The sequence below is a fragment of the Mesorhizobium sp. M0030 genome, assembly GCF_040323695.1.
Lineage (GTDB): Bacteria > Pseudomonadota > Alphaproteobacteria > Rhizobiales > Rhizobiaceae > Mesorhizobium.
Map to the genome: position 1 here is coordinate 283,752 of NZ_JAMYVE010000002.1, position 26,582 is coordinate 310,333.

Annotated in this window: 27 protein-coding genes; 13 read left to right on the forward strand and 14 right to left on the reverse strand. The window is 62.0% G+C overall.

The window, feature by feature from the left end:
- Positions 1-36: 36 nt before the first annotated feature.
- The gene (locus tag NKJ80_RS05305; RefSeq protein ID WP_352497185.1) at positions 37-1,128 is read right to left on the reverse strand and encodes an ABC transporter ATP-binding protein; all 1,092 of its coding nucleotides are present in this window, start codon (positions 1,126-1,128) and stop codon (positions 37-39) included.
- 103 nt (positions 1,129-1,231) lie between these two features.
- Entirely contained in the window at positions 1,232-2,128 is an 897-nt protein-coding gene (locus NKJ80_RS05310) for a LysR substrate-binding domain-containing protein (RefSeq protein ID WP_023684774.1), read from the reverse strand.
- Between the two features lie 83 nt (positions 2,129-2,211).
- On the opposite strand from NKJ80_RS05310, the gene NKJ80_RS05315 reads away from it, so the two are divergent.
- The gene (locus NKJ80_RS05315; protein ID WP_352497186.1) at positions 2,212-3,795 is read left to right on the forward strand and encodes a zinc-binding metallopeptidase family protein; all 1,584 of its coding nucleotides are present in this window, start codon (positions 2,212-2,214) and stop codon (positions 3,793-3,795) included.
- Between the two features lie 37 nt (positions 3,796-3,832).
- Positions 3,833-4,765: a dimethylarginine dimethylaminohydrolase family protein gene (locus NKJ80_RS05320; protein WP_023711883.1), complete on the forward strand. Its 933-nt coding sequence runs from the start codon at positions 3,833-3,835 to the stop codon at positions 4,763-4,765.
- 324 nt (positions 4,766-5,089) lie between these two features.
- Here NKJ80_RS05320 and NKJ80_RS05325 read toward each other — a convergent pair whose 3' ends face one another.
- From NKJ80_RS05325 to NKJ80_RS05335, 3 genes are all read right to left on the reverse strand, one after another.
- A complete protein-coding gene (locus NKJ80_RS05325; RefSeq protein ID WP_023834744.1) occupies positions 5,090-5,275 on the reverse strand; it encodes an FCD domain-containing protein in 186 nt (61 codons plus the stop codon).
- Positions 5,276-5,487: 212 nt separating this feature from the next.
- A complete protein-coding gene (locus NKJ80_RS05330; RefSeq protein ID WP_023670308.1) occupies positions 5,488-5,910 on the reverse strand; it encodes a hypothetical protein in 423 nt (140 codons plus the stop codon).
- A gap of 129 nt (positions 5,911-6,039) precedes the next feature.
- Positions 6,040-6,591, reverse strand: coding sequence for a cytochrome c (locus NKJ80_RS05335; RefSeq protein ID WP_245271863.1), 552 nt, complete (start codon positions 6,589-6,591; stop codon positions 6,040-6,042).
- Positions 6,592-7,072: 481 nt separating this feature from the next.
- On the opposite strand from NKJ80_RS05335, the gene NKJ80_RS05340 reads away from it, so the two are divergent.
- The 9 genes from NKJ80_RS05340 (at position 7,073) to NKJ80_RS05380 (ending at position 17,499) form a co-directional block, all read left to right on the forward strand.
- Positions 7,073-8,635, forward strand: a complete 1,563-nt coding sequence (locus NKJ80_RS05340) for a DUF2778 domain-containing protein (RefSeq protein ID WP_502902183.1) — start codon at positions 7,073-7,075, stop codon at positions 8,633-8,635.
- Positions 8,636-8,787: 152 nt separating this feature from the next.
- Positions 8,788-9,573 carry a ThuA domain-containing protein gene (locus tag NKJ80_RS05345; protein ID WP_352497188.1) on the forward strand — a complete coding sequence of 262 codons (786 nt, stop codon included), beginning with the start codon at positions 8,788-8,790 and terminating at the stop codon, positions 9,571-9,573.
- A 103-nt stretch (positions 9,574-9,676) separates the two neighbouring features.
- Positions 9,677-10,735 carry a Gfo/Idh/MocA family protein gene (locus NKJ80_RS05350; RefSeq protein ID WP_023684783.1) on the forward strand — a complete coding sequence of 353 codons (1,059 nt, stop codon included), beginning with the start codon at positions 9,677-9,679 and terminating at the stop codon, positions 10,733-10,735.
- Between the two features lie 21 nt (positions 10,736-10,756).
- A complete protein-coding gene (locus NKJ80_RS05355) occupies positions 10,757-11,158 on the forward strand; it encodes a GFA family protein (protein ID WP_352497189.1) in 402 nt (133 codons plus the stop codon).
- Between the two features lie 196 nt (positions 11,159-11,354).
- Positions 11,355-12,020 carry a hypothetical protein gene (locus NKJ80_RS05360; protein ID WP_023670314.1) on the forward strand — a complete coding sequence of 222 codons (666 nt, stop codon included), beginning with the start codon at positions 11,355-11,357 and terminating at the stop codon, positions 12,018-12,020.
- Between the two features lie 7 nt (positions 12,021-12,027).
- Positions 12,028-14,706 (forward strand): OmpA family protein, encoded by a 2,679-nt coding sequence (locus NKJ80_RS05365; RefSeq protein WP_352497190.1) that lies wholly within the window; start codon positions 12,028-12,030, stop codon positions 14,704-14,706.
- A gap of 11 nt (positions 14,707-14,717) precedes the next feature.
- A complete protein-coding gene (locus NKJ80_RS05370) occupies positions 14,718-15,212 on the forward strand; it encodes a Rab family GTPase (protein WP_023670316.1) in 495 nt (164 codons plus the stop codon).
- Positions 15,213-15,215: 3 nt separating this feature from the next.
- Positions 15,216-16,286 (forward strand): adenylate/guanylate cyclase domain-containing protein, encoded by a 1,071-nt coding sequence (locus tag NKJ80_RS05375; RefSeq protein WP_352497191.1) that lies wholly within the window; start codon positions 15,216-15,218, stop codon positions 16,284-16,286.
- Between the two features lie 145 nt (positions 16,287-16,431).
- Positions 16,432-17,499 carry a cyclic nucleotide-gated potassium channel gene (locus tag NKJ80_RS05380; RefSeq protein WP_352497192.1) on the forward strand — a complete coding sequence of 356 codons (1,068 nt, stop codon included), beginning with the start codon at positions 16,432-16,434 and terminating at the stop codon, positions 17,497-17,499.
- A 208-nt stretch (positions 17,500-17,707) separates the two neighbouring features.
- On the opposite strand, the gene NKJ80_RS05385 is transcribed toward NKJ80_RS05380, so the two are convergent.
- The 8 genes from NKJ80_RS05385 to NKJ80_RS05420 all read right to left on the reverse strand — a co-directional run bounded on the left by NKJ80_RS05385 (position 17,708) and on the right by NKJ80_RS05420 (position 24,813).
- Positions 17,708-18,436, reverse strand: coding sequence for an amino acid ABC transporter ATP-binding protein (locus NKJ80_RS05385; protein WP_023670319.1), 729 nt, complete (start codon positions 18,434-18,436; stop codon positions 17,708-17,710).
- Between the two features lie 71 nt (positions 18,437-18,507).
- Positions 18,508-19,182 carry an amino acid ABC transporter permease gene (locus NKJ80_RS05390; protein WP_023684787.1) on the reverse strand — a complete coding sequence of 225 codons (675 nt, stop codon included), beginning with the start codon at positions 19,180-19,182 and terminating at the stop codon, positions 18,508-18,510.
- Positions 19,179-19,856: an amino acid ABC transporter permease gene (locus NKJ80_RS05395; protein ID WP_023695534.1), complete on the reverse strand. Its 678-nt coding sequence runs from the start codon at positions 19,854-19,856 to the stop codon at positions 19,179-19,181. The genes NKJ80_RS05390 and NKJ80_RS05395 overlap by 4 nt, the downstream gene beginning before the upstream one ends.
- Positions 19,857-19,985: 129 nt before the next feature.
- Positions 19,986-20,774 carry an ABC transporter substrate-binding protein gene (locus NKJ80_RS05400; RefSeq protein ID WP_023670322.1) on the reverse strand — a complete coding sequence of 263 codons (789 nt, stop codon included), beginning with the start codon at positions 20,772-20,774 and terminating at the stop codon, positions 19,986-19,988.
- Positions 20,775-20,883: 109 nt separating this feature from the next.
- On the reverse strand, positions 20,884-22,047 hold the full coding sequence (locus NKJ80_RS05405) for a saccharopine dehydrogenase family protein (protein ID WP_023695533.1): 1,164 nt from the start codon (positions 22,045-22,047) through the stop codon (positions 20,884-20,886).
- Complete coding sequence (locus tag NKJ80_RS05410) at positions 22,044-22,553, reverse strand: Lrp/AsnC family transcriptional regulator (protein WP_023670324.1); 510 nt, start codon at positions 22,551-22,553, stop codon at positions 22,044-22,046. The genes NKJ80_RS05405 and NKJ80_RS05410 overlap by 4 nt, the downstream gene beginning before the upstream one ends.
- A 318-nt stretch (positions 22,554-22,871) precedes the next feature.
- Positions 22,872-23,915: an acyltransferase family protein gene (locus NKJ80_RS05415; protein WP_084558235.1), complete on the reverse strand. Its 1,044-nt coding sequence runs from the start codon at positions 23,913-23,915 to the stop codon at positions 22,872-22,874.
- A gap of 172 nt (positions 23,916-24,087) precedes the next feature.
- Positions 24,088-24,813, reverse strand: coding sequence for a 3-keto-5-aminohexanoate cleavage protein (locus NKJ80_RS05420; protein ID WP_352497193.1), 726 nt, complete (start codon positions 24,811-24,813; stop codon positions 24,088-24,090).
- A gap of 201 nt (positions 24,814-25,014) precedes the next feature.
- Between NKJ80_RS05420 and NKJ80_RS05425 the strand changes: the two genes are divergently transcribed.
- Both NKJ80_RS05425 and NKJ80_RS05430 read left to right on the forward strand, forming a co-directional pair.
- Positions 25,015-25,437: an OsmC family protein gene (locus NKJ80_RS05425; RefSeq protein ID WP_023814886.1), complete on the forward strand. Its 423-nt coding sequence runs from the start codon at positions 25,015-25,017 to the stop codon at positions 25,435-25,437.
- Between the two features lie 44 nt (positions 25,438-25,481).
- Positions 25,482-26,021, forward strand: a complete 540-nt coding sequence (locus NKJ80_RS05430; RefSeq protein WP_023695530.1) for a carboxymuconolactone decarboxylase family protein — start codon at positions 25,482-25,484, stop codon at positions 26,019-26,021.
- 46 nt (positions 26,022-26,067) lie between these two features.
- Here the strand turns inward: NKJ80_RS05430 and NKJ80_RS05435 are convergent, their stop codons facing one another.
- Positions 26,068-26,526 carry a hypothetical protein gene (locus NKJ80_RS05435; protein WP_050586866.1) on the reverse strand — a complete coding sequence of 153 codons (459 nt, stop codon included), beginning with the start codon at positions 26,524-26,526 and terminating at the stop codon, positions 26,068-26,070.
- Positions 26,527-26,582: the final 56 nt, after the last annotated feature.

A 26,582-nucleotide genomic window follows, 5' to 3' on the forward strand; every position in this document is an offset into this window, starting at 1 on the left:
CAGATTCTTTGCTGGAAGACTTCGCCGTTCTCGTCGTCATCCTCCGTCCGGAAGGAGGAAACCCTTTTCCGCCGGCCAGGTCAGCCAGACGGAATTGCCTTTGCTCAGCGCCGCCGCCGCGACCTCGTTCGGCACCGAGACGGTCACCTTGGCGCCCTGGCGCGTCGTCAGATCGAGTTTGGTCGCCGCACCCAGATAGGTCGAGCCGATGGCGGTGGCGGCGATGCCATTCTCGCCGGCGGCGGCTTCGCGCGCGATCGACATATGCTCGGGCCGGATCGCCAGGATCGCATCGCCACGGACTTTCTCGGCCTTGCAGAGCATGTTGACCGCGCGGTCCTCGCAGAGGCCCGTCGAGCCATTGTCGGCGGGCTTGACCCCCTTCAACGGCAGCATGTTGATCTCGCCCAGGAACTCGGCGACGAAGCGGTTGGCCGGCCGGTCATACACCTCGTCCGGCGCTCCGACCTGCAGCAATTTGCCATGGTTGAAGATGGCGACGCGCGACGACAGCGCCAGCGCCTCGCTCTGGTCGTGGGTGACGAAGACGAAGGTGGTGCCGGTCTCCTGATGCAGCCGCTTCATTTCGGCCTGCATCTGGCCGCGCAGGCCCTTGTCCAGTGCCGAGAAGGGTTCGTCGAGGAGCAGCACGCCGGGTTCGAACACCAGCGCGCGCGCCAGTGCCACGCGCTGCTGCTGGCCGCCGGAAAGCTGCGCCGGCAGTTTCGTCTCATGGCCCTTCAGCCCGACGCGCTCGATCATCTCGGCAACGCGGCGCTTGATCTCGGCAGCCGATTTCTTGCGTACCTTGAGCGGGAAAGCGATGTTGGCTTCGACCGACATATGCGGAAACAGCGCATAACCTTGGAACACCATGCCGGCGGCACGCTGCTCGGCCGGCCGTTCGGTGATATCGACGCCGTCGCTGAAAAGCCTGCCGACGGTGGGCTGCACGAAGCCGGCCAGAATCATCAGGAAGGTGGTCTTGCCGGAACCCGAGGGGCCGAGCAGCGTCAAAAACTCGCCGCGGCCGATATTGAGCGTCAGATCGTCCAGCGCCTGGAACGAGCCGAAGCTCTTGCCGATCCCGATTGCCTTGATCTCTGCGGCCCGGCCGGGTTGCTGCATCCTGCCTCTTCCTTGATCGTGGCTTGAGCGTAGGGCAGTGCGCCGGCTCACCGCAACCGAATAGTTTTCGCCTGATCGGCAAATTTGATTCACGGATGGGAGGCTAGTACGGGCTGATCCGGTTCTCCGACAGCTTCGACCTCAACCACCCATTGAATGCTTCCAGCACCGGGTGGCTGGCCTTGGCATGTTCCGACACCAGGAAATACGAGCGCGGCGAGGGGATCGCGATGTCGAAGGGGCGCACCAGACGGCCTTCGCTCAGCGCCCGGCGGCTGGTCAGCTCGTCGCCCATGGCGATGCCCTGGCCGGCGATCGCCGCGGAAAAAACGAGGTTCATGTCCGAGAAGAAGATGCCGCCTTCGGTGTCGGGGTTTTCCACCTTGGACAGCGCCAGCCAGCGCGCCCAGTCCTCGGTGTCGCCGAGATGCAGGAGATTGGCGCGCAGCACGTCGGCCGGTTTTGAAAAGCCGCCGACCTTGTTGAGCAGTGTCGGGCTGCAAAGTGGCGTGAACGAGATTTCGCACAGCAACTCCACCGAGCGGTTCGGCCAGTTGCCGACGCCAAAGGCAATGAAGGCATCGGCGTCCGGATTGCTGACATCGTCCAGCCGCCTGGGCGTCAGGATCGACAGCGCCACGTCCGGATACATTTGCCGGAACTCGCCGATGTGGGTGCATAAAAACAGAGAGGCGAAGCCCGGCGTGCAGGAAACGGCGAACGAACCGCCGACGCCCGTGCCGGCCTGGCGCGTTACCGCATCGCCGAGCACGGTCAGCGCCTTCCTCACATCGGCGGCATAGCGCTGGCCGCGCGGTGTCAGCGCCACGCCCTTGCCGATGCGCTCCAGCAGGTCGAAGCCGAGGTCGCGTTCGAGGAGCCGCAACTGATGGCTGACGGCGCTGCGGGTGAGGTGCAGTTCGTCGGCGGCGCGCCAGACGCTGCCGTGACGGGCAAAACTGTCGAGGGCGCGCAGCGCCTGTGTGGAAGGTATTCGCAAGAGGCCTCAGGTGAACCGAATTTGCATGAACCGGAAAAACATATCACTTTTTGTAATGCCGCTTCACTGCTTTCTTGGGCCGCATGGAGAAACCGGTGACGACCTCGGCGCAAGCCACCGCGCTTGCCTGTCTCGATAGCATCCAGCCGTCGCTGTCGGCGTCGACGCGCACCATTTTCGATTTCGGCGAAACAGCCTGGCGCGAATACCAGTCGGCGGCCTGGTATGTCGCGCGGCTGAAGCATGAGGGCTTTTCGGTCGAGGAAGGGTCGGCCGGCATGCCGACCGCCTTTTGCGCCCACTGGACGAATGGCCCGGGGCCGACCATCGGCATGTACGGCGAATACGACGCCGTGCCCGGCAACTGCCAGGACGCGGCAACGGTGAAGCGATCGCGGCCGGGCCTCGGCAGCGAGGCCGGCGGCCACACCGATCCGCATTCCGGGCTTGGCATTGCCGGCCTCGGCGGACTTCTCGCCACCAAGGCGGCAATGCAACGCCACGGCATCAAGGGGACGCTGCGCTTCACCGGCGAGCCGGCCGAGAAGGTCAGGGGCTCGAAGCCGATCCATGCAGCCAAAGGCTATTATGACGGCCTTGCCGGCATGATCTCGTTCCATCCCTTCTATATGCTGCCGCTCTGCAACACGGCGCGTTGGGACACGCATTGCGGCGCGGCCTACGCGATGATCTACCGTTTTGTCTGCGACGAACCCGAAAACTGGGTTCGCGCAAGCGATGGCGCGCCGATCCCGCAGGCGCATTCGGCGGTGCGGGCGCCCGGCGCCAATGACGCGCTGATGACGATGTACATGGCCTCCAAGGCGCTGCGCGATTCCATGCTACCCCACCAGGGCGGCTGGTCGATCAGCGAGGCGATCCTCACCGCCGGGCAGGCGACCGCCGACAATCTGCCGGCGGGGCTGGCCGAGATCCAGTACATGATCCGCGTGCCGACCATTGCCATGGCAGAGCAGGTCACCGCGGTGCTCGACCGTAATGCGGCCGCGGCCGCGGCGATCAGCGGTTGTCGCCATGAGCGCCATTGGGTGTCGAAGTCGAGGCCGGGCCTCGCCAATCACGCCATGGCGGGGATTGCCTATGAGGCGCTGTCCACCGTTGGCGCTCCGAGCTGGGACGAGGCGGCGAAAGCGATCGGTCGCGAGGTCCAGGTCAATGCCGGCGGCACCGCGACCGACAACCCTTTCATCGACGAGATGGAGCGGCTGGTTGCGCCGCAAGAGGCCGAGGCAATCCTGCGCCGCGATTTGCCTCCGTCGCAGATCAACTCGACCTCCGACGACTACACCGACATGTCGTGGCACACGCCGACCGCACGCTTCTATGTCGCCCGCCCGGCGCTGCGCTCGGCGAATGGCCATGCCTATCCATCCTGGGCGATGAACGCGCTGGGCGGTATCTCGGCCACCATCGACCCGATGGTCATTTGCGCCGCCAAGACGGTTGCGCTTGCAGCCCTCCGCCTGCTCGAGGACAAGTCCGCGCGCGATGCAGCCATGGACGAATTCGTCACCCGCACCGGCGGCGGCATTGGTGGCTCCAACTGGATCGCGCCGCTTTGCGACTATGACCCGCCGATCAATTTCCGCTGGCCGGAATATGTCACCACCGCGCGCGGACGCGATTGGTGGATTCCGAGCAGCTAATCCAATCAAGCTGCATAGTCAAATCGAGGAGAACCTTATGACCGTCCATGATCGCATCATCGCCGAACCGTTCTCGCTGCAGCGCCGCAATCCCGCCGGCGGCACCAAGCCGCTGACATCATGGGGCTTTGCCAACGAGACCGACGTGCTGACAGACGTGTTGCTCGGCTCGCCAAACTTCCTGCGCCACCTCTCGACCAGCTCGCTCTCGCGCAAGCATTTGCGCGAAGCGCCCTGCAACGTCCAAATCGCCCAGGCGCAGCACAAGGACCTCGTCGCCGCCTATGAGCATTTCGGCGTCAACATCCACTGGCACGAGCCGACGCCGGAACTGCCGATGCAGGTCTATTCCAGAGACTCCAGCGTCATGACGCCCTACGGCGCCTTCATCACCGCCATGGCCAATTGGTGGCGGCGCGGCGAGAACTATGCCGCCATCCGCACCTATGAAAAGCTCGGCATCCCCATCTACGACATGGTCACGGCTGGCACCTTCGAAGGCGGCGACTTCAACGTCATCGAGGAGGGCGTGGTGCTGATCGGCTGCGGCGGCGCCCGGACGCAGGAAGAGGGCGCCCGCCAGGTGCAGGACTGGTTCGAAAAGGAAGGCTGGGAAACGCGCCTCGCCTTCATCGACGAATATTACGTCCATATCGACCTGATGGTGGTGCCGATCGCCGAGAAGCTCACCGCGGTGTGCCTCGCCTGCACCGAGCCCGGCATCGTCGACTGGCTGAAGGGCAAGGGCCACGAGATCATCGACGTGCCCTTCCAGGACACGATGGCGCTCGGCTGCAACTTCATGTCGCTCGGCAAGGACAGGGTGATCGCGCCGACGTCGAGCCAGTCGCTGATCGGCCAACTCAAGGCGCGCGGCTTCGAGGTTGCTGCCGTCGACATGAGCGAGATTTCCAAGACCGGCGGCGGCATTCACTGCATGGCGCAGGCGCTCAAGCGCGAGCCGGCGTAAGGGCACGAATTGCCGCCGGGACCTGTGACGGACTGCTGCCAGATTTGACAAAACAGGCCTGGCAGAGGAAATTGATGCCATTAGAGGAGGGATTCTGTGAAGAAAACTTACGAAAAGCCGAGTCTGGCCAAAGCCGGCAAACTCGGATCGCTGGTCGCTTCAAACCCGTCGAAGCCCGCCCCCTGAGCGCAACCAGCCGCTGAAGGCCGAAATTCGGTCGTCCTGGTTATCGGCGACCGGATCGCGCTGTATGATTGAAGGGAGCCCGCCGGCTTTGAACGGCGGGCTTTTTGCTTTGCGCCAGAGCGCTGCCGCGTCTGCCGGCTAGTCCAATCTGCCCGAACCTGAATTGAACTTGCTCCGGGCGTTTTCCAGATGCGCCCGCATCGCTTGGCCGGCCGCTTCCGGGTCGCGGCGCTCGATCGCCTCGAACACCGCCTGGTGGCCGGCAAAACTCGTGCGGTTTCGATCTCCGTATTGGCCACGTGGATGCGCTGATTGATCAGCCATTCGACCTAGCCGTTGATTTTGAAACCAAGCCAGCTTCCCCAAAAGATCATGCCCAAACAAAGCCATAGCGCGAAGACCACATGCGCGCCGTTCCCGCCCGCCCGGCGATCAGGGAGTGGCTGGCGTGAGATGGCCGCGCTGACGACGGAACGAGATCGCCTCGTCTGGCCGGCCGGACTCGCGACGGCGTGGTCCGGCCGGAATTCCATCTGCTATGCGGGTATCAATACGGCGATGCGATGCACGCCGACCTCCTTGCTTGTATTCGTCGCTTCATCGGTCTTGCCCTTGGAGCAGGTGTACATATCACCCGTCTTGAGCTTGAATTCCTTGTCCGCTTTCTTGATCGTGAATGCACCTGAGGTAATGGTGCACACCATGTCGTTGTCCATCACGGTTTGAGGAGCATGTGCTCCGGGCTGAAACACAACGTCGATAATTGCGATGCTCTTGTAGGCGGGAATGTCTGCATTGCCGGTGCCGACCTCCACCACCCTGACACCGGGCGCAATCTCCTTGCCCTCTTTCGGGCCGTATTTCTTGATTTTTGCCGATGCCGCCAAGGGGAACAAAGGCGCTACCGCGGCGGTCGTCAGACCGAGGGCAATTGCAGACCTGCGATTCATGGTTTTCATTGCATCCTCCCGATGCTCGTCATGCATGGATATGCACGACCGGCGATATATTAGCACAAACGAATTTACTTGTATGCAAAGTGACTGTGGCGAAGGCCAGCAAGAAATGCTCCGCCGGATAATGTCGCTTCACTGTACCTTTTGCCGGAATTTCGAATGACAGGTCGAGCAATCCTGCAGGATGAGATGCAGGATATGCTCCGCCGGCAGTTTGGTCGGATCGGCTTCCTCTGGAATCGAGCGCTTGCCGAGCAGGCTGCCGCCGCCCATCGCCAGGCCGGTGCCCATGCGCATGTCATCGGTGATGACGGCCGGCGCGCTTTCGGCCTTGGCGGCCAGAGCGTCGGCCAGCGTTCCGATATGATTTGCCAGGGCCTCGAATTCCGCCCGTGACTGATCGATCTCCAGCCTGGCCTGCGAAGGCGGTCCAAGCGAGCCGCTCGGAAATTCGGCAATCAGGGCAGGGCCGGTGCGCGCGCGCAGCGTGTCCGCTGCCGCCTTGAAGGCTGCCGCGTCATAGGCTTGCCTGCGGTCGAACATGCCGGCAATGGTTTTCGCAGCCGCCGCCATCTCCTTCATCGACGCCTGGCGGGCCGCGACGATCGGTCCGCTGCCGACGGAGGCGCCCATCGTAAGGGCACAGACCAGCCACAGCGGCGCCGCTTTCACAGTCCATCTCACGGCGCCATGTCCTTGCCCCATCCATCCGTGCTCAGCCAGCCGCAGCAGGGGTTCGACCTGCAGTCGGATTCTTCAGTCGTGATGCCGGTTCTCATCGGTAAATTTCCGTCGCCGGAGGTCTCCGTCTCTGAGCAGATAGACCTTCCAGCCACCGGAAGGTCAACTGATTGAGAAGGCCGATCAGCGGGCAATCAGCACAGGCTTGCAGCAAGCTGACGCAGCGTTTCCTTGACTTGGATCGCAAAAACGGGCAGCAAGGCGGGGGTGAGGGAGAGCATTCTACCGTGGCGCAGACCATGGAGTGCTCTTTTTTCGTATCAGGCGCCGCATAATCGGTGGCTGATGGAGGGATTGGTTAACCAACTTTGTCCATCTTTTGATTCAATCGGCAACAGACGCGAAAGGTGCAGGGGGCACCAGCGAACTGTGGATGTCACGGATGCGAGGGTCGCAAGCCTGCATGCCGATTGAGAGTGGTTGTATGGCGTTTTTGCGTTTGAAAGACCGGGGCGATACTCCTGAACGGGGTTTGACTTCGAAGAGATCCGGCCAGCGCTGGGTGGTGGTGCCGGTTGTCGGCGCGGCCTTGGCGCTGTGGTCGGTGGCAACCATGGCCGGCCTCTATTCGCTCGGTACCTCGCTCACCGCAGCCTCCAACAGCCTTCCGCACAGTCTGCTTCTGCCGAACGCAGCACTTGCCGATTCGCGCCGCAGCCTCGCCAATTCGTGGGCGCCTCGGCTTTCGGCGCAAAAATCACAGGCCTCGCTGCTCAGCCAATGCGACGCCGGCTGCGCGCATGCCGCCGCGAACTTCGCGCATGACGGCAAGATGGCGCGGCTGAAGCCGGCCACGCACGCTGTGGCCCCGAGCAGTGTCGCCTCAAACATTGCGCCAAACACCAGCGTCGCTCTCGCCACTTCGCGCGGCATGCGCTTCGACGGCGTGGTGGCCAAGGCAGAGCTGTCGCCGCAAAAGCTGGCTGCCGCCTTCGCCAAGGCCTCGAATGCGCCGTTCATGCTTGCCAGCCTTCCGGTCGCTGCCCGTTTCGCCGAAGTCCGGCTGCCCGATCAGCATGGCCCCGCTTCGGAACGCTTTGGGCTGGAGGTGGCTGAGATCGAACGCTCATCGCGCCTAGCGCTGGCGCTGGCCAACAGCTTGCCGGAAGACGCTGACATGCTGGCCCCGCCGCCGGCCGTTGAAGCAATCGCCGGAGGGCAGGATCCTGAGCAGGCCGAGGTTCAGGTCGCTTCGCTGCCGCCGCAGGACGATCTGCCCGACAACATTGCGTTGCCCGGTTGGCGTCCACGCGCCGAAACCGCTCAGCCTGCCGAGGCTCGGCAAGCCAGCAAGCCCAGGGCAGCCAAGCCACAGACCGACAGGACGGCCGAGAACCCCGCACCCCAGTTGCCGGGCAATTCGTCGCCGCGGTCGCCACGCAGTACTTCGGAGGTTGCCGCACTGCCTGGCGTGCCAGACAGCCAGAGCATCCGATCAAGCCGGATCAAGCCTGGCAAACGGTCGAAGACACAGGCCGGCGAGATGCTGGCCTATGCCAAGCCGGACGTCCCGGCGGGCGGTGTCGGTCGCGCCTTCAAGGATCTGTTCGCCACGCCCGGAATGGGCGGCGGCGTCGCCGTCTACGATATCTCGGCCAAGACCGTCTACATGCCGGACGGCTCGCGGCTGGAGGCCCATTCGGGGCTGGGCTCGATGGTCGACCAGCCGCGCTTCGTGCACAAGAAGAATGTCGGCCCGACGCCGCCCAACACCTATGATCTGCGGCTGCGCGAATCCCGCTTCCATGGCGTCGAGGCGCTCCGTCTCACTCCCGTCAGCGGCGGCAACAAATACGGTCGCGACGGCCTGCTCGCCCACACCTACATGCTGCGCGGCGGCCGTGCGGAGTCCAATGGCTGCGTCGTCTTCAAGGACTATGCCCGCTTCCTTGCTGCCTACAAGAAGGGCAAGATCAAGCGCCTCGTCGTCGTGCCGCGCCTGACCAAGCCGCTGACGCGGGTCGCTCAGGAAGGCCGGGGAGCGTAAGGCAGTAGGCAATAGGCAGTAGGGCCCAGGAGCGTCCATCGCCTGTTCCTTGTTTTTCTGCCCCTATTGCCTATTCCCCACTGCCTATTCCCTTTTGACCCCCAGGCAGATTATGACTGACCCCTGCGGGTCGGCTTCACCACGAGGACATCATGATAATACGCGCTGTCGTTTGGGGCGAGAACATCCATGAGCGGACCAATGAGGTGGTCGCAGCCCTCTATCCCGAGGGCATGCACACGACCATCGCCAAGGCGCTGAATGCCGACGAGGCGATCTCCGCCTCGACCGCCACGCTCGAACAGCCCGAGCATGGCCTGCCCAAGGCGCGCTTGGCCGAGACCGACGTGCTGGTCTGGTGGGGCCACAAGGACCATGGCGCCGTCGCCGACGAGATCGTCGAGCGCGTCGCCCGCCGCGTTTGGGAGGGGATGGGGCTGATCGTTCTCCATTCCGGCCATTTCTCGAAAATCTTCAAGCGGCTGATGGGCACGCCCTGCACGCTGAAATGGCGCGAGGCGGGCGAGCGCGAGCGGCTCTGGGTGACCAGTCCCAGCCATCCGATCGCCGAGGGCGTCGGCGAATATTTCGAGCTCGAGAATGAAGAAATGTATGGCGAGCAGTTCGCCGTGCCCGAACCTCTGGAGACCGTCTTCATCTCCTGGTTCCAGGGCGGCGAGGTGTTCCGTTCTGGGCTGACCTATCGCCGCGGCGCCGGCAATGTCTTCTACTTCCGCCCGGGCCACGAGACCTATCCGACCTATCACGACGCCAATGTGCACAAGGTGCTGCGCAATGCGGTGAAGTGGGCGCACAATCCGCAGGGCACCAAGTCGGCGATCCTCGAGGCGCCGAACGTGCCGGTCGAGAAGGCGCTGGAGCCGATCGTCGAGCGCGGCGGCAAGCTGCACGCTTCGGGCGAGGCCGGCTTCCGCTAAAGCAAAATCCAGGAAAAAAGGCGTAGCGGTTTTCCGCATGGGTTTTCTAGACCGTATCTGCGCCATATGATTGAATCGAACCAATTCGCTCGGAGTGCAGAGAATGCGGCTTTTGATACTGGGTACCGGCTGGATGGCGCAGGAGCATGCCCGCCGCTTCGGCGGTATCGACGGCGTCGAGATCGTCGGTGCTGTCGACGTCGATGAAAAGCGCGTTGGCGAATTTGCCGACGGGTTCAAGATACCGAAGCGATTCACATCGCTGGAAGACGCGCTGGCGTGGGGCGAGTTCGATGCGGTCGCCAACGTCACGCCCGACCGCATTCACCACCCGACCACCATGGCGCTGATCGCGGCCGGCAAGCCGGTGCTGTGCGAAAAGCCGCTGGCCGAAGACTTCGGCAAGGCAAGCGAGATGGCCAAAGCGGCTGAGGCCGCCGGCATCGTCAACATGGTCAATCTCACCTATCGCAATGTCGCTGCCTTGCAGAAGGCGCGGCAGATGGTGCTGGCCGGCGAGATCGGCACCGTCCGCCACGTCGAGTCCTCCTATCTACAGAGCTGGCTGGTCTCGAAATTCTGGGGCGACTGGCGCACCGACCCGAAATGGCTGTGGCGGCTGTCGCGCGACCACGGCTCCAACGGCGTGCTCGGCGATGTCGGCATCCACATCCTCGATTTCGCCAGCTATGGCGCCGCACTCGACGTCGACCACGTGTTTTGCCGGCTGCGCACCTTCGACAAGGCGCCAGGCAACCGTATCGGCGAATACGACCTCGACGCCAATGACAGCTTCGCCATGACGCTGGATTTCTCCAACGGCGCCTTTGGCGTCGTTCACGCCAGCCGCTGGGCGACCGGCCACATCAACGAATTGCGCCTGCGCATCTATGGCGACAAGGGCGGCATCGAAGTCGTGCACAATCTCGAGGGTTCGGAACTGAAGGCGTGTGTCGGCGAGGATATCGAGAACGCCAAATGGCAGGTGCTCGACGCCGGCACGGTGCCGACCAATTACCAGCGCTTCGTCGATGCGGTTCGCAGCGGCGTGCAGGCCGAGCCTTCATTCCACCATGCCGCCGAACTGCAGAAGGTGCTGGATCTAGCCATGGTTTCGGAACAGAAGCGGACGGAACTGAGGGCCAGCGCCGATACGCAGTGATGTGAAGAGGAGGAAGAAACAATGGTCACGCGCCGCGCGCAATGTCTCTGCGGCCAGCTTTCAGCCGTCTGTTCGGGCGAGCCGGTGCGCATCTCGGTCTGCCATTGCCTCGACTGCAAGCGCCGCACCGGCAGCGCCTTCAGCTACAATGTCCGGTTTGCGCAAGCTGATGTATCGATCGAGGGGCGGGCGAAGCAGTTCACGCGCGCCGGCGACGAGGGCGGCCGCGTCATCTACAATTTCTGTCCGGAGTGCGGCGCCGCCGTCCACTATCGCATCGACACGCAGCCCGGTTTGATCGCCATTCCCGTCGGCGCCTTCGCCGACCCGTCGTTCCCGCCGCCCTTCCAGTCTTTTTACCACGAAAGCCGTCGCTGTGAGTGGGTCGAGATCAATGCCGAGCCGCTGGCGACGTTCGACTGAAGGCCGCTTTTTGAATACCCGGAACCGTCCGCACGCTCCGCGCCTTTAAGAGGGCATCGCCCCTGATTGCCATTGCCGAGCCGTTAGCCACCGCGCTCGGCTGCCCCATGAATAGGCATAAGTCAAGACGAATCCGGCTTGCGGCCCGATTGCTGACATGCTTACCTGACGGCATGTGTTCAATGGGGGTATATGGATGGCTAAGGAATCTTCGAATTCCGCTTCTTCAGAAAAGAAGGCGGATGTAAATCTGATAGGTAACACAGAAGGAAACGGGCTGAACTTCATGGGAGTTCAGGCCCGCGAAAACGGAACCGCCGGCGACGCCGTCGGTGTCGACAAGATCCGTGACCTGCTGTTCGGCAACCAGATGCAGGACTATGACCGCCGTTTTTCCAAGCTTGAAGAACGGGTGTTGCAGCGCTTCAAGGATGTTGAATCCGAGGCCAAGCGCAATCTCGAAATGTACGAGTCGAATGCAAAGAAGCAGATCGATTCGCTTGCAGGGCAATTGCGGAGCGAAAAAGATTCACGAGCCGATGCCGACAAGGAGATCGACCGGAATCTTCGCGAGCAAAACCAGGCTCTTGAAAAGCAGGTGCGCACGTTGTCGGATCAGTTAAGCGCGCTCGAGCGCGATGTTTCGGACCGGATAAATCGAAACGATCATTTGCTGCGTGAGGAAATCAAGCAGAAGAATGAAGGCGTTCAGATGCTGATCGAGAAGATGTTTGCCGACCTCAGCAACGTCAAGACCGACCGAAATCTTTTGGCTGGCCTGTTTGTCGAGGTTGCAAAGTGTCTCAATCAGGATCCCGTCGGGAGCAAGAGCAACTCGGACCGTAGCTGGAAAGTGAGTTGATGGGACCTTGACGTCCACCGTCGACCCATTCAACCTTCCGCAAAGAACAGCCTCGAACGATACAGAGATTGATCGCGAGGCTCTGGCTCGTCTTTTGATCGAAATTGCCCGGAACGTTGATCCGGACTACCGTGCGCAGTTCGAGGCGGTTCCAACCGCCGATCCGCGCATGGAAACGCTGCGGCAGTTGCTGGTCAGCCGCGAAATCTCCGAGCTTTCACGCGTCACGCATCTGCTCGACGAACCCGAGCAGCTTGCGGCGGCCGTGGGCGACGTTCTTCCCAGTGCTGCCGGACGAGCGCCTTACGCGCAACTCGGCGAGGCGCTTGCGCCAGCTGTCGAACGGGCTGTGCAACGGTCGATCCAGAAGAGCCCGCGCACGCTGACGGACATATTGTACCCGGTGTTTCTGCCGGCAATTCGCAAGTCGATCGGCGAAAAGATCGACCAGACCTTTCAGTCGCTGAATGAAACTCTAAGGCACATATTCACCTGGCACGGGCTCAAGTGGAGACTTGAAGCCTGGAGAACAGGGGCAAGCTTCTCGGCAGTTGTTCTGAAGCATTCCCTTGTCTACCGTGTGGAACATGCGTTTCTCATTCATCGGAATTCCGGCCTTTTGATAGCGCATGTAACGGCCGACAATGCAACGAGCGAAGATCCTCAGCTCATTTCTTCGATGCTCAGTGCGATTCAGGATTTTGTAAAAGACTCATTTAACGAGAAAGAGCAGAGCGGCCTGGACACAATCCGTTTCGGCGAGCTTCGTCTCTGGTCGGAAGTTGGACCGTTTGCGACCCTGGTTTCGGTGATCCGGGGAAATCCGCCGGAGGAATTGCATGAAATCGTTCGCGATGTGTTGCTTCGCATCCATGAGGAAAGCTCACAGGCCTTAGAGCAGTTTGACGGCGACGGTTCGCAGCTGGCCAGCGTAGAGGCGCAGTTGCAGACCTGCGTCGAGCTGAAGCAGGAGGAATCAAACGACGGATTTCCGTGGCTGGTGGCGGCCGTTGCCCTGCTGCTTTTGAGTCTGGCAGGCGGTTGGTACTTTCTTTCCTGGCAATCAGCGCAGCGCTGGCAGGCTTACGTGTCGCGCTGGCAGGCTTACGTGTCGCGAGTGGAGGCCCAGCCGGGCATCATCGTTGCCGAACAGCAGGTACGCGATGGCCAGTTCTATATTGCCGGCCTGAGGGACCCGCTTGCCGTCGACCCGCAGTCGCTGTTGTCAGGCACGGGAGTCGATCCGGCCGGGGTTCATTCGCAATGGCAATTTTATCAGAGCCTTGAGCCGGAGTTCGTGCTGAAGCGGCTGACGGCGTCGCTGGCTCCGCCGGATTCAGTGCGACTTTCGATTGTCGATGGCCGCATCGTCGCCGAGGGTGAGGCTCCCGACACCTGGATCAGCCGGGCGCGCGCGGCGGCCCAGCAGCTTTCGGCAGGCGGGCCGGTCTTCGATATCTCGGGGGTTCGTGACGTAAGTCCCCAAGTGCGCGAGGCGGAGCGCTGGCACGCCTATGTGTCGCGACTGGAGACCCAGCCGGGCATCATCGTTGCAGACCAAAAGATAAGCGACGGCCAATTCTATATTGCCGGCCTGCGAGACCCGCTTGGCGCCGATCCGCAGTCGCTGTTGTCGGGAACAGAGGTCGATCCCGCCCGGGTTCATGCGCAGTGGCAGTTCTATCAGAGCCTTGAGCCGGAGTTCGTGCTGAAGCGGCTGACGGCGTCACTGTATCCGCCGGATACAGTACGACTTTCGATCGTCGATGATCGCATCGTTGCCGAGGGTGAGGCTCCCGACACCTGGATCGATCGCGCGCGCGCGGCGGCCCGGCAGCTTTCGGCAGGCGGACCCGAATTCGACATCTCCAAGGTTCGTGACGTGAGCCCCGAAGCACGCGCGGCGGAGCACTGGCAGTATTATGTGTCGCGACTGGAGGCCCAACCGGGAATCATCGTCGCCCAACAAACGGCGAGGGGCGGACATTTCTATATTTCCGGCTTGAGAGACCCGCTTGCCGCCGACCCGCAAGCCCTGCTGTCCGGAACGGACGTTGATCCTGCCCGCGTTCATGCACAGTGGCAATTCTATCAGAGCCTTGATCCGAAGTTTGTGGTGAAGCGGCTGACGGCGGCGCTGTCCCCGCCGAAAACCGTTCAGCTCTCGATCATCCAGGGTCGCATCGTGGCCGTGGGTGAAGCTCCTGCCGGCTGGATCAACCGCGCGCGGGCCGCCGCTGAACAACTTTCGGCGGACGGAGTGGTTCTGGATGTCTCGCAGCTGCGTGAGCTGAACCTCGCAGAACTTAATCATTTGAGGCAGGCGATCCAGACGACCGATATTTTCTTCTCTTCCGGCAAGGTTGTGCCGGGACCGGAGCAGACGCCGGTTCTCGACAGGTTGGCGGATCAAATAAAGGAATTCGCCCAGAGTGCCCGCAATTCCGGCGTAACGGCGCGGTTCATGTTGACCGGGCATTCGGACACCACGGGCCGTGAGACGGCCAACGCGTCGATCAGCGCCGCCCGCGCCGAGACAGTTCGTGCGCTTCTCAACAAGCGCGGCGTTGCTCCCGAACTGCTGCTGGTTCGGGGCGCGGGCACTTTTGAGCCGGCTGTACCTGAAAACAGTCTAACCGGTAGCTCCACCAATCGCCGGGTTTCGATTACGGTAAACCTGGACTAGCGGAGCCCAACATGTTGCAAAAAAAGATCTGCATGCTGGGCGGCTTCGCTGTCGGAAAGACGAGTCTGGTCCGCAGGTTTGTGCAGAGCATCTTCTCAGAAACCTACTTGACCACCGTCGGAGTGAAAATCGACAAGAAAAGCGTCGCGCTCCCGGACAAAACCGTGGATCTGATTTTGTGGGATTTGGCCGGCGAGGACGATATCGGCTCATTCCGCGTCAGCTATGTTCGAGGTGCAACCGGGCTCGTGCTAGTCGTCGATGGAACCCGCGCTGCTACTCTTGCCGTGGCACTCACGCTGCGCGAACGGGTCGAGGCCGAATTCGGCGCCATGCCGTTCGTATTGCTGTTCAACAAGTCCGATCTGGCCGATCGGTGGGCGATATCGGATGGTGAGATCAACGAGTTGAGGCAACGTGGATGGCAAATCTATCTAACAAGTGCGCTCTCGGGCGAGCAGGTCGATGACGCGTTTCGTCAACTGGCCTTGATGGTCACCAAATAGACCATGCATGAATTGCCAAAAGAAGTCAGAAATTGGTTTTTCAATTTCTTCTTCGACGGGCACGCTGTCGCTTATCTGAAAATCGACGCCCAGCTTTGTATAGCTGCCAAGGGCGGCAATGTTGAACATTACGGACTGTCATCGCTTCGCATCGGCAAGCCTGTTGCGGAGCAGCTTGAATTCATGGAAGGTTTGCTGCCTTGCCCGGAGCTTCCGTTTCGCATGGACATGATCGAACTGCCCGGCGGGCGTGTCGCCGACCTTCATTTTTTTGCTGACAATGCGTGCGTGTGGCTGCTCTTTCTAGACGCCACTGCCGAACGCGACAACAGGCAGCGGCTCCAACAGAAGGCCTATGAAATGACGCTCCTGCAGGAGAGGGAGCGTCAACTCAATGAGAAATTGCAATCGACGAACGAGGCATTGAGGAAGAGCCAGGAGGGATTGGCGCGTGAATACCAGCGCGCCGAAACCCTGCTCCTCAACATTCTTCCGGCATCGATCGCCGAGCGGTTGAAAGCGCAAAAGAAAATTGCCGACAACCACGCGGAGGTGAGTGTGCTTTTTGCCGACATCGTCGGTTTTACCGAAAGAGCGCGAAGCGTCGGAGCCGTGACGACCCTCGCTATCTTGAATTACTTCTTCAGGGCGGCGGATCGGCTTTCGGAACGATACGGCTGCGAAAAAATCAAGACAATAGGCGATTGTGTGATGGTGGTCTCTGGACTGCCCACGGCGCGATCCGATCATGCAAAAGCCCTCGCGCGCTATGCAGTTGAACTGCGCAAGGCGGTAAGGCGGGAACGCTTCGCAGGAGAGCCGATAAGGCTGAGAATTGGAATTCACTCAGGACCGATCGTCGCCGGCGTCATAGGCAAGAGGCGGTTCGCCTACGACCTGTGGGGTGAGACCGTTAATCTCGCCTCACGTATTCAAACGTCCGCGGAGCCCGATGAAATCCGTATTTCCGATGCAACGCACGAATTGCTTGGACGAAAATTTGCTTGCGATCCACTCGAGGAAACGGAATTGCGTGGTGCGGGTCGCGTGCGAATGTGGCGGCTCCCGAGTTGATCCGTCGCCTGCGGTGCGACCCTGGAGCGCCGATAGCGGCGCCCGACAGGCGTTGGCGTGACCTGATCTTGCGATCGCAAAGCACCCTTTGCGCTTGCCCGGAAGGCATCTATTCTGGAGGACAGTGGCCGCTGGTGGGCATAGAATGTCGGTACTGCCTTTCCTGAGAATTTATGCACCGCTAAACGCGGTGCTGGCTGCGCCTGGGCTTCTCGCGGTGGCTGCGCTCACGATGCCGAACATGTCCGGACGAAGCAGACTGGCTCTGGCTGCCGTGCTCGCTGTCATTTGGGCCGCCTATCTTCTGCAGATGGCCGAGACCCTGCTCAAGCGCTGGGCGGGCGACCTCAGGGACAGGACCCCGGCAATCGCAATCGATGTGCTCGCGGTTTTGGTTCCACTCGCCGCATTTCTGCTCGACGGCACGCCCGACCGGAGCCTCTACTGTGCTGTCTGGCTGCTGAAACCGCTGCGCGACTCGACCTTCTTCCCGCTGCTTGGCAGGGTTCTGGCCAACGAAGCGCGCAACCTGGTCGGCGTCACCACGGTCTTCGGCCTGGTTCTGTTCGGTGTCGCACTCGCGGCCTATGTCATCGAGCGCGACGTCCAACCGGAAAAATTCGGCAGCATTCCCGAGGCAATGTGGTGGGCGGTGGTCACGCTGTCCACTACCGGCTATGGCGACGACATTCCGCAAAGCTTCGCCGGCCGCGTCCTTGCCGGGGCGGTCATGATGTGTGGCATCGGCATCTTCGGGCTGTGGGCCGGCATTCTTGCCACGGGCTTCTTTCAAGAAGTCCGTCGCGAGGATTTCGTCCGCAATTGGCAATTGATTGCCGGCGTTCCGTTGTTTCAGAAGCTTGGCCCGGCCACGCTGGTCGAGATCGTGCGCGCGTTGAGACCTCGCACGGTGCCGGCGGGCGCCGTGATCTGCCGCAGCGGCGAGACCGGCGATCGGATGTTCTTCGTCGTGGAAGGCCGCGTCAGCGTCGCGACGCCGAACCCGGTGGAGCTTGGCCCTGGCGCCTTCTTCGGCGAGATGGCGCTGATCAGCGGCGAACCGCGTATGGCGACCGTCACTGCCGCAACTTCTGTCTCACTCCTGTCGCTGCACGCGGCGGATTTCCAGATGCTGTGCAGCAGCAGCCCGGAAATCGCGGAAATCATCCGCAGGACCGCGCTCGAGCGGCGCGGCGCGGCGCCGGTGGCTTGACCGTACAGCCGATGGTGGCCCGGCTGGAACTGGATGGTACGGCTCTATCGACCACGCGCGGAGGTTATGGACGGCACGTGGAAGTTCCCAGAGGCGTAGCCGGAGACCTAAACGTAGCCGATCCACTCTACCGGCGGCTCGTTGTTTGGCGCTGTGCGTCGACAGTTCCTGCCCCGCGGCCTTTCGGACGACCGGCTTTGGCTAAACTCTAATGCCTTAGAATCTTGCTTAGAAAAGCCCGGCTGCGGTCGGTCTTCGGGTCGGAGAAAAACGCCTCCGGCGTGCCGCTTTCGACGATGGCGCCGGCGTCCATGAACACCACGCGCTGCGCCACCTTGCGGGCAAAGCCCATTTCGTGCGTCACCACCATCATGGTCATGCCTTCCTCGGCCACCGCGACCATGACGTCGAGCACTTCGGAGATCATCTCGGGATCGAGCGCGGAGGTCGGCTCGTCGAACAGCATGATCTTGGGCCGCATGCCGAGGCAGCGCGCGATGGCCACACGCTGCTGCTGGCCGCCGGACAACTGTGACGGGTATGCATTGACCTTGTCAGCGAGGCCGACCTTGGCCAGCAAGTCGCGCCCGGCCTGCTCGGCCTCGGCGCGGGGGATCTTGCGCACATGGATCGGCGCCAGCGTGACGTTTTCCAGCGCCGTCTTGTGCGGGTAGAGGTTGAACGACTGGAAGACGAAGCCGATCTCGGTGCGCAACTGCGTCATGTTGGTGGCGGGGTCGCCGAGGCGCTGGCCGTCGACGACGAGGTCGCCATCCTTGATCGCTTCCAGGCCGTTGATGCAGCGGATCAGCGTCGACTTGCCCGAACCACTTGGGCCGCAGACGACGACCACTTCGCGCGGCTCGACGCTGAGCGTGATGTCCTTCAGCACATTGAGCGAGCCGAACCATTTGTTGACGCCGCGAAAGTCGATCATGCCCGTTTTGGTCAGGTTTGGTTTGGTCGGGCTCGGATTGGTCATGGCGGTCAGCCCTTTGGGGTTCGATGTCACAGCTGCACCTCGCCATGCGCCGCGCCCATGCGTCGCTCCAACCGGCGGGCGAGCATGATCAGCGGATAGCAGACGACGAAATAGCCGACGCCGACCAGGAAGAAGACCAGCAGGCCGTTGGGCACACGCTGCACCACAAGCCAGCCGACGCGGGTGAGGTCGGTCAGCCCGATCGCCGAGACGACGGAGGAATCCTTGATCAAGAGTACATATTGCCCGACCAGCGGCGGCAGCACGATGCGCATCGCCTGCGGCAGCACCACCTGGCGCATGCGTTGCCAGCGCGACAGGCCAGACGCCAGAGCTGCCTCAACCTGGCCGGTCGGCACCGAGCGGATGCCGGCGGCGACGATCTCGCAGATGAAGCACGCGGCGAGGTTGGTGAGCGCGATGATGCCGGCGGTGAAGGCATCGAGCTCGATGCCGAATTCCGGCAGGATGAAGAAGATCAGGAAGATCTGCACCAGGAACGGCGTGCCGCGGATCAGGTCGACCCAGGCCCCGATCACGCTCGAGATCAGCCGGTTGCCGCCGGTGCGCAATATGCCGAGGCCGAAGCCAAGCAGCGTGCCCAGCACCAGGCTGATCGCCGACAGCATCACGGTCATGCCAAGGCCGCGCAAGGCGAGGGGGTAGCTGCCGGCCAGGCTTTGCAGCTGTTGCCAGATCATGTGCTGCTCCTTGCCGGCTGCAGACCGAGCCACCGACTGGACAGCCCCGCCAGTCCTTTGAGGCAGTAATAGAGCAGCAGATAGAAAGCGGCGATGGTGAGAAAGCCTTCCGCCGGCATGAAGCGGTCGGACGCCAGCAACTGGCCGGCGCGCGTCAGTTCGGAAACCGAGATCAGCGACAAAAGCGCGGAATCCTTGACCAGCACGATCGCCTGGCCGAGCAGCGGCGGGATCGTCACCTTGAAGGCTTGCGGCAGGATGACCAGGCGCATGCGCTGGACATAGGTCATTCCCGAGGCAACCCCGGCCTCGACCTGGCCGCGCGGGATCGACAGGATGCCGGCGCGGATGATTTCCGCGACATAGGCGCCGCTGTTCAGCGACAAAGCGATGATGCCGACGACGAGCTCGGGCAGGACGAAGCCGAGACGCGGCAGGCCGAAATAGAGGAAGTAGAGCTGCGCCAGCAACGGCGTGGCGCGCACGGCATCGATATAGCCCTTGGCCAGCACGCGAAACAGCTGGCCGCGCTGCAGGTTCATGGCGGCGAGCACGATGCCGACGGCCAGCGCGCCCGCAAAAGACAGCGCCGACAGCCACACGGTCGTGATCAGACCCTGCCCGAACAGCGGCAGATATTCGACGATGGTGCGGAAGCTGAAATTTTCGAGCATGGCGGTGAATTGTGAATGGTGAATGGGCAGTAGTGAGTAGTGAGTGGTGAGCAGTGAAGGGCGTCCGGAATGGCCATTCACCATTCACCATTCACTACTTCCTACTCACTACTCCCTGCTTACCTCTGCTTAGTGATCCTTCTTCCAGGCGTCGGAATTGACCCAGTAGTCGAGGTTCTTCTGCAAGCGGCCGTCGATGCTGACCTGGTTGAGGAACAGGTTCATCCAGATCAACAGGTCCGGCTCGTCGTAGCGGGTGGCGAAGGCAAGCGGCTCCTTCGACAACAGGTCCGGCATGATGGTGAAGGTGCCGGCGGGATAGGCTGTCGACTGACCCTTGACCGCCGAGACGTCGTTGACGCCGCAATCGGCTTGGCCGTTGTTGACCGCGTCGAGCAGCAGCGGGCCGCCGCCCTTGTAGCTCTTGATGTCGGCATCCGGGAAGGCGTTCTTGGCTTCCTTTTCGCCGGTGGCGCCCAACAGCACGGCGATCTTGGTGCCCTTGGCCTTGCAGTCCTCGGTTGTCTTGAACTTGCTGTCGGCCTTGGTGAAGACGGTGCTGCCCGTATACATGTAAGGTGTGGTGAAGGCGACCTTCATGCCGCGCGCCAGCGTCGGCGTCATGTCGGCGACGAGCAGGTCGGCCTTGCCCGAAAGCAGCGCCGGGATCAGCCCGTCCCAGTCATAGTCGAGGAAGGTGATCTTGACGCCCATTTCCTTGGCCATCAACTCGGCGAGTTCGACCGAACTGCCGGTGCGCTCGCCGGCCGCGCCGACCAGCGAGAAGGGAGGTCCTTGCGTCTGTACCGCGACGCGCAGTTCGCCGCGCTTGGTGATCTCGTCGAGCGTTCCGGCACTGGCCGCCGTGGCGAGCCCCGCAAGCGCAAGTCCGGCGATAAAAAGTCTGGCAATCTTCATTTTGGCATTCCTCCTGTTATCGTTGTTGTTCCACTTTGTTATTCCACCCTTTTGGGTGTTTTTTGAGCGGCGGCACCGTTTGCCGGCGGCAGCCACCGTTCGAAAATCGTCAGTCCCAGGCCACCGTTTCGGTCACCTTGATGCCACGCCTCGCCAGCTCGTCAAAGAAGGGTTCGTCCGGCACATGCAGCAGCGGGTTGAGCAGGCCAGGTGTGGCGATCTCGCGCCGCGCCAGCATCTGCGCCACGATGCTGGCGGGATAGCCGACGCCGAGGCTCATGCCGAACAGGCCGGATGCCAGGTCGCGTTCGATGATCAGGTCCGATGTCACCGTTTTGGCGCGACCGCCCTCGAGACCGGAAAAGACATTGCGCATCACGCAAAGGTCCTTCTCGTCAGCGCCATACTGCAATTGCGGGCCGAGCAGCCGGCCGAGAAATTCGCGGGGGCTGGCGCCGGTGCCGGGCACCTTGTCTTCGGAGAGGAAGCCGAGTTCCTTCAGCGGCGCCCAGAACGCCGACCATCCCGGCCAGCGCAGTGTATAGCGGCCCGAGCGTTGCAATCCCTTGGCGGCCGCCAGCATCTCGACATAGTGCAGCGCGTCGCCATTGGGGAAAGCTTCCAGCCGGCCGAGGCCCGCGACCTCGATCTCGTGGATGAAGGCATTGTCGTGCTGCCGCCCGGCCGGCACTTCGACGCGCTTGCCATGCTCGATCATCACGCTGTCGCGGTTCTGGCTGACCAGAACCATGTCGAAATTCCAGCTCACCTTGTAGCAGAGCGGCTTCGCCATCGCCTTCGGTTCGGGGATGCCGCCGCAATAGGAATCGATCGAGGAGATCCTAGAGAACTGCTTTGCGGCGCGCGCGTAGAGCACGAGGTCGATGCCGGGATCGAGCCCGCATTCGGTCATGATCGAAACGCCGGCCTGTTCAGCCTCCGCCGCCAGATCGGCAATCGCGTTGCCGTAATTGGTGGTGACCAGCGGCGTGCGCGTTGCGATCGCGGCCTGCACCGCCTCGCGCATCAATGGCTGTGGCAACAGATCGATGGCGGCGTCGACATCCGCCAGCACGGTGGCAAGTGCCGGGCCGATGGGGCCCTCGGGCACGACGAAACGCACGCGGGAAAGGTCGGTCAGCCCGGCAAGCCGGGCAGGGCCGTCGGCCGACGTATCGACGCAGACGACTTCCTCGACACCGGCGCTGGCGACGAGATCGGCGATGGCCGCCCGTCCCTGCAGGCCGAGGCCGCCGAGAACAGCTATTCTCATGCCGGCTCCTTGCGCGACGGTGTTTCTTCCGACCAGCAGCCTTCGGGAAGGCTGACCCATTTGTTGCATGAAGCCATGACGACGAAGGTTTCGCTGCGCACGACTTCGCCGGGAATGCCGGCGCCGGGGATCAGCTCGCTGGTGATGCGGTAGAGGTCGGCGACATCGCCGGCGACGGTCACGTCGACGATGATGTCGAAGCGCCCGGTAACCACCGAGGCCGAGTTGACGAAAGGCAGTTCGGCAATGCGCTGCGCCAATTCCCGGGCGCGGCCACGTCCCTGCGCATTGATGCCGACAATGGCCGAGATCAGCTCGGGGCGTTCGGTCAGATTGAGCAGCCCGACGATCTTCAAGAGGTTGCGGTCGAGCAGATTGCGCAACCTTGAGCGCACCGTCGGCACCGAGATCGCCATCGTCTCGGCGAGCCGGTTGATGCCGGGCTGGGCATCCTGCGACAACAGCTTTACCAGCCGTCGATCGGTTTGATCGAGATGCTCACGCAAAAGGCAAGGCTTTCATAAAGGGAAAGAAACGATCGGATTTTCTTTCGGATATGAAAAATACCTTATGGGGAATTTTTAACAGCAGCAAGAGCTATGTCATCCCTCTGTGTCCCTTCCGTGTGCGTTCGGGCAAGACAGGATGCATGTCGTCCCAAAACCGCTGCGCATTTTGGGGCAGTCGAGGATGTGCGCGACAGCACTAGGCGACGGAGTGCGAAGACGATCTTGCCGCCGCCGTGGTCGCTTGAACGCGACGCGAGGTCGTAGTGAGCAACGCACCCGCATAACAGGCCGACCAAGTTGCGGCGTAGCCGCAACTCACGCCTTCACCTGATAAGCGGAGAGGCTCATTCGCGACATGGCCAAAAGCGGCCTTTCAATAAAACTATAACTCGCCAGGGACACGGCGATGCAGGCGGTGACAATAGCTATGCCTGCAAGCCATGGTGACACATTGGCGGTTGCAACGACAGGAGCGATCGCGAGCAGCACGATAGGATGGGTCAGATAGAGAGAGTAGGAAGCATCTCCCAGCCTTGCCAGCACGCGAGGAGCAAAAAGTCGGAAGTAGCTCTCCAGGCTGATGCAACCCGCGACAAGGATCAGCGCCGGGATACCTTGAGCAAGGGTTCGCGGCAAGTTGAAGCCAAGTACCATCACCAGTGTGGACACAATAGCGAACCCGACAGCCGAGGCACCCAGGAAAGCGGGCAAACGCAGCAGTCTGCCGACCAGACGGCCGACAGCCATGCCGGCAAGGAACTCAAACAGGATTGGCGTGGTATAGAAAAACAGCACAGTGTCGGCGGCGGGTTTGAAGATAATGCGTGCGGCTACGGCGATTGCAAAGACAACGCCAATCGTGGCCATTTGCGTCAGCGCACCAAAACCCATAGTCGCCGCGAACAGAATGTAAAACAGGATTTCCAGATTGAGCGTCCAACCCACGCCAAGCACTGGCTGGACATAGCCTGTGGCCGTATCGAGATAGGGCACGAAAAACAGGCTATTGGTAATCTGCTCAAAGGACACTCCACGACCGGCAAACAGCCAAAGTGCGGCGACCATGAGGAAGGTCATGACCCAATAGAACGGAACGACGCGCGTGAACCGCTGCATCAAAAAAGCACGGTGGTCGCGATGTCTGTTCTCCGTCGAGAGAACCATGACAAAACCGCTGATGACGAAAAACAGGTCGACGCCGCTGTTTAGAATGGGAATAGGCAAATCGAGCACGCCTAGTGCGGCCGGAAGATGATAGATAACAACCATAAGGGCTGCTAGCCCCCGCAGGGTCTGTATCGATGTATATTGTTGAATCCGACGCGGCGCAGCGTGATCATTATCCGGAATGACGTTCATTAAAAAATGTCCCCGATGCCGGAGAATATTAACACAGATGAGATCGTTGATGCGACGATTAACTGCCGGTTTAATTAATACATAAAATTTGAATAGCTTTCACCGACTTTCGCGGCCCGGGCCTTGCGATCGCCATCGTCTCGGCGATGCCTTGGCGCGCTGCTTGTATGCGCTATCGCCCGGCCTGGAAGATCGCCACCGCTGCCGCCGTCAGCGCGGCATTGCCGGCCGCAACCGTGCCATCCGGCAGATGCTTCCCATCCTCCAGCCCGACGCGCGTCGACCAGTTGCGATCCGCCGCACGGCGCACGAACGGCCACACCGTCGCGTTCTCGCCATGCAGCAGGATGGCACGGCGAATGCCGGCGCGCTCCAGGACCTGTTCGATGCCGTCGGCGACCGCAAAAGCCTCGTCTAGCGTCTGCTCGGAAATCTCGATCAGGACGCGCAGCACGCGCCCGCCATGGTCGAGGCTGACGAGACGCTCGGCGTCGGCGACTGAAGCCAGACCGGCTTCGATGCCGATGCCGCGCTGACGCAGGCTTTCCGTGACGATGGGTGCTGCCGCCTCGCTGAGATTGACCGAGGCATAGTCCGGCAGTTCGCGCCAGGCGGCGATGGCGACCAGCGTGCTGACGTCGTCGTTCTCGATCCAGGCGCCGGTGGAGACGCCGATCAGCGTACCGGGGCATGCGCGGCGAAGTGCTGCGATCGTCGGGTCCATCGCCGCCGGCGAAAGGCTTTCGCGGCGGTCCGCTCCGCGCGCATGGACATGCAGCTCGGCCGCGCCCGCGGCAACAGAGGCCGCGCCATCGCGCGCCATGGCTTCGGCGTCGAGCGGCAGCGTGGGGTGAAAATCGGCGGCGCGCGCGCCATTGATGCAGGCCTGGACGATCATGGCTCTCGCGATCCTGTTGCGGATCGCGCGAGCCTACCGCAGGGCAGGGCGGAGAGGGAACGGGCGTGGTGAAGATTGCTGACAGGGTGCCGCTTCTGCGGAGGTTGCGGTATCGGCCCAGGACATACCATATAGCGGGACAGGACACGCCACGGGCGATCCTTACCCCTTTGCCGGACTGCCGGCTGAAAGGTTTTTGCGATGGCTGAGTTGAAGGTCAGAACCCGCGTCACCGGCGCGACGGCGACGCTGCAGCCCGGCGGCTTGCCTTCCATCACCACTCCGACCGGCGGTGCAGTCGATGTCGTCACCGCCGTCAGCGCGCCGGGCTTCAATCCGCTCGACCTGCTCTACGCCTCGCTCGCCGCCTGCATGGTGCTGAGCGCGCGCATCGCCGCCTCACGCCTCGGCGTCGCCGCCGAGCTTGGCGAGGTGCGCGCCGAGGTCAGCGGCGAGACGGCCAAGGACGAGCCGTCGCGCGTCGAAAGGCTCAACATCAGGCTCGACATCTCAGGCGATCTCGACGCTGCGACCAAGCAGCGGATCGTCGAGGACGCCGAAGCGATCTGCACGGTGTCCAACACGCTGCGCGCCGCGCCGCAATTGCATACGACGCTTGGGTGAGGGTGTCGCAGAATGCCTCGCTACCACCAACCAAGGACCGTCCCATGGCCATGATCCCGCCGATCGACTACGCCTCGGCATCGCAAGACATCCGCGCCGAGCACGACAGGGAGCTTGGCCTGCGCGGACGCATGACCAACATGAAGCGCATCCTGCTGCATTCACCGGCCGCCCACCGCATCTATGCCGAATGGTTCACCCTGCGCGATCTGCTCAAGCCCGCACTCGACGACCGCGCTGTCTGGCTGTTGTCGCTGGCGATCTCCGAGAGATGCCGCGCCGAGATACCGCTTACCTTCTTCCGCCGCGCGCTGATCGACAGCGGTCTTGATCCCGAGGCGATCGAGCCCAGCGCTGAAGAAGCTTTGCTGATCGAATTCGGCAAGGCAGTCGCTGCCGATACCAACGCCGTTCCCGACGATGTCTGGGCGGCACTCAAGGCTAGCTACGACGACACACTGCTGGTCAACCTCGTCGCCTTCGCCGGCATCATGGTGGCGACCTGCCTGTTCACAAACGCGGTGAGGGTCGATCTGGACCCTGAGTTGGAGGCGTATCGCCGCAAGGGTGCCGATCCGGTCTGATGCGATCGATACGCAGTCGATCTGCAGTGGATATCGCCCGGAAGGATCAGCCGTAGTAGCCGGCTCCAAACAGCAAAAGTGTTTCCACCTGGGAGTCCGCTTCTTTTCCTATGGCTGTCCAGATGCTGATGCCGAGAGCATTCGAAATCGCGCTATCGATCTCGACCTTCACATTGGGGTCGGTTTGTCTCAAGAACCTCAGCGCAACCTCCATGGAAATCGGAAACAGCGACGCGCCACCCAGTTCCAAGATCGCAGGCGAGGTGAATTCTAGCGCTTCGAGTGCGCCATCGGCCTTGTAATAGGCGAATACTCCAAGGTCCGGCCAATAGTCGGCCGGAACGCTGGTTGGGCTCCGCCGAAAGACCTTGAGCTCTCCTGAAAAGAAGGATCTGACAGTCGCCTTAGACGATCCGAGAGGAAGCCCTTTGACGCCATTTAGCGGTTCGATCGAAAGATGCATGTACACAGTTAATCGCTGCCGGCAGCAGATGACAATGTTCATCGCAGGAATCGGGTGGCCCAGGCGCCTCGTTCGCCCCACTTTGACCGCAAGCAAAG

Excerpts from the sequence above, each read along its gene's own strand:
- NKJ80_RS05305 (WP_352497185.1), bottom strand. The coding sequence starts at position 1,128 with ATGCAGCAACCCGGCCGGGCCGCAGAGATCAAGGCAATCGGGATCGGC.
- NKJ80_RS05315 (WP_352497186.1), top strand. The coding sequence starts at position 2,212 with ATGGAGAAACCGGTGACGACCTCGGCGCAAGCCACCGCGCTTGCCTGT.
- NKJ80_RS05320 (WP_023711883.1), top strand. The coding sequence starts at position 3,833 with ATGACCGTCCATGATCGCATCATCGCCGAACCGTTCTCGCTGCAGCGC.
- NKJ80_RS05325 (WP_023834744.1), bottom strand. The coding sequence starts at position 5,275 with ATGGCTGATCAATCAGCGCATCCACGTGGCCAATACGGAGATCGAAAC.
- NKJ80_RS05330 (WP_023670308.1), bottom strand. The coding sequence starts at position 5,910 with ATGAAAACCATGAATCGCAGGTCTGCAATTGCCCTCGGTCTGACGACC.
- NKJ80_RS05340 (WP_502902183.1), top strand. The coding sequence starts at position 7,073 with ATGGCGTTTTTGCGTTTGAAAGACCGGGGCGATACTCCTGAACGGGGT.
- NKJ80_RS05345 (WP_352497188.1), top strand. The coding sequence starts at position 8,788 with ATGATAATACGCGCTGTCGTTTGGGGCGAGAACATCCATGAGCGGACC.
- NKJ80_RS05350 (WP_023684783.1), top strand. The coding sequence starts at position 9,677 with ATGCGGCTTTTGATACTGGGTACCGGCTGGATGGCGCAGGAGCATGCC.
- NKJ80_RS05355 (WP_352497189.1), top strand. The coding sequence starts at position 10,757 with ATGGTCACGCGCCGCGCGCAATGTCTCTGCGGCCAGCTTTCAGCCGTC.
- NKJ80_RS05360 (WP_023670314.1), top strand. The coding sequence starts at position 11,355 with ATGGCTAAGGAATCTTCGAATTCCGCTTCTTCAGAAAAGAAGGCGGAT.
- NKJ80_RS05370 (WP_023670316.1), top strand. The coding sequence starts at position 14,718 with ATGTTGCAAAAAAAGATCTGCATGCTGGGCGGCTTCGCTGTCGGAAAG.
- NKJ80_RS05375 (WP_352497191.1), top strand. The coding sequence starts at position 15,216 with ATGCATGAATTGCCAAAAGAAGTCAGAAATTGGTTTTTCAATTTCTTC.
- NKJ80_RS05380 (WP_352497192.1), top strand. The coding sequence starts at position 16,432 with ATGTCGGTACTGCCTTTCCTGAGAATTTATGCACCGCTAAACGCGGTG.
- NKJ80_RS05385 (WP_023670319.1), bottom strand. The coding sequence starts at position 18,436 with ATGATCGACTTTCGCGGCGTCAACAAATGGTTCGGCTCGCTCAATGTG.
- NKJ80_RS05390 (WP_023684787.1), bottom strand. The coding sequence starts at position 19,182 with ATGATCTGGCAACAGCTGCAAAGCCTGGCCGGCAGCTACCCCCTCGCC.
- NKJ80_RS05395 (WP_023695534.1), bottom strand. The coding sequence starts at position 19,856 with ATGCTCGAAAATTTCAGCTTCCGCACCATCGTCGAATATCTGCCGCTG.
- NKJ80_RS05400 (WP_023670322.1), bottom strand. The coding sequence starts at position 20,774 with ATGAAGATTGCCAGACTTTTTATCGCCGGACTTGCGCTTGCGGGGCTC.
- NKJ80_RS05405 (WP_023695533.1), bottom strand. The coding sequence starts at position 22,047 with ATGAGAATAGCTGTTCTCGGCGGCCTCGGCCTGCAGGGACGGGCGGCC.
- NKJ80_RS05415 (WP_084558235.1), bottom strand. The coding sequence starts at position 23,915 with ATGAACGTCATTCCGGATAATGATCACGCTGCGCCGCGTCGGATTCAA.
- NKJ80_RS05420 (WP_352497193.1), bottom strand. The coding sequence starts at position 24,813 with ATGATCGTCCAGGCCTGCATCAATGGCGCGCGCGCCGCCGATTTTCAC.
- NKJ80_RS05425 (WP_023814886.1), top strand. The coding sequence starts at position 25,015 with ATGGCTGAGTTGAAGGTCAGAACCCGCGTCACCGGCGCGACGGCGACG.
- NKJ80_RS05430 (WP_023695530.1), top strand. The coding sequence starts at position 25,482 with ATGGCCATGATCCCGCCGATCGACTACGCCTCGGCATCGCAAGACATC.
- NKJ80_RS05435 (WP_050586866.1), bottom strand. The coding sequence starts at position 26,526 with ATGAACATTGTCATCTGCTGCCGGCAGCGATTAACTGTGTACATGCAT.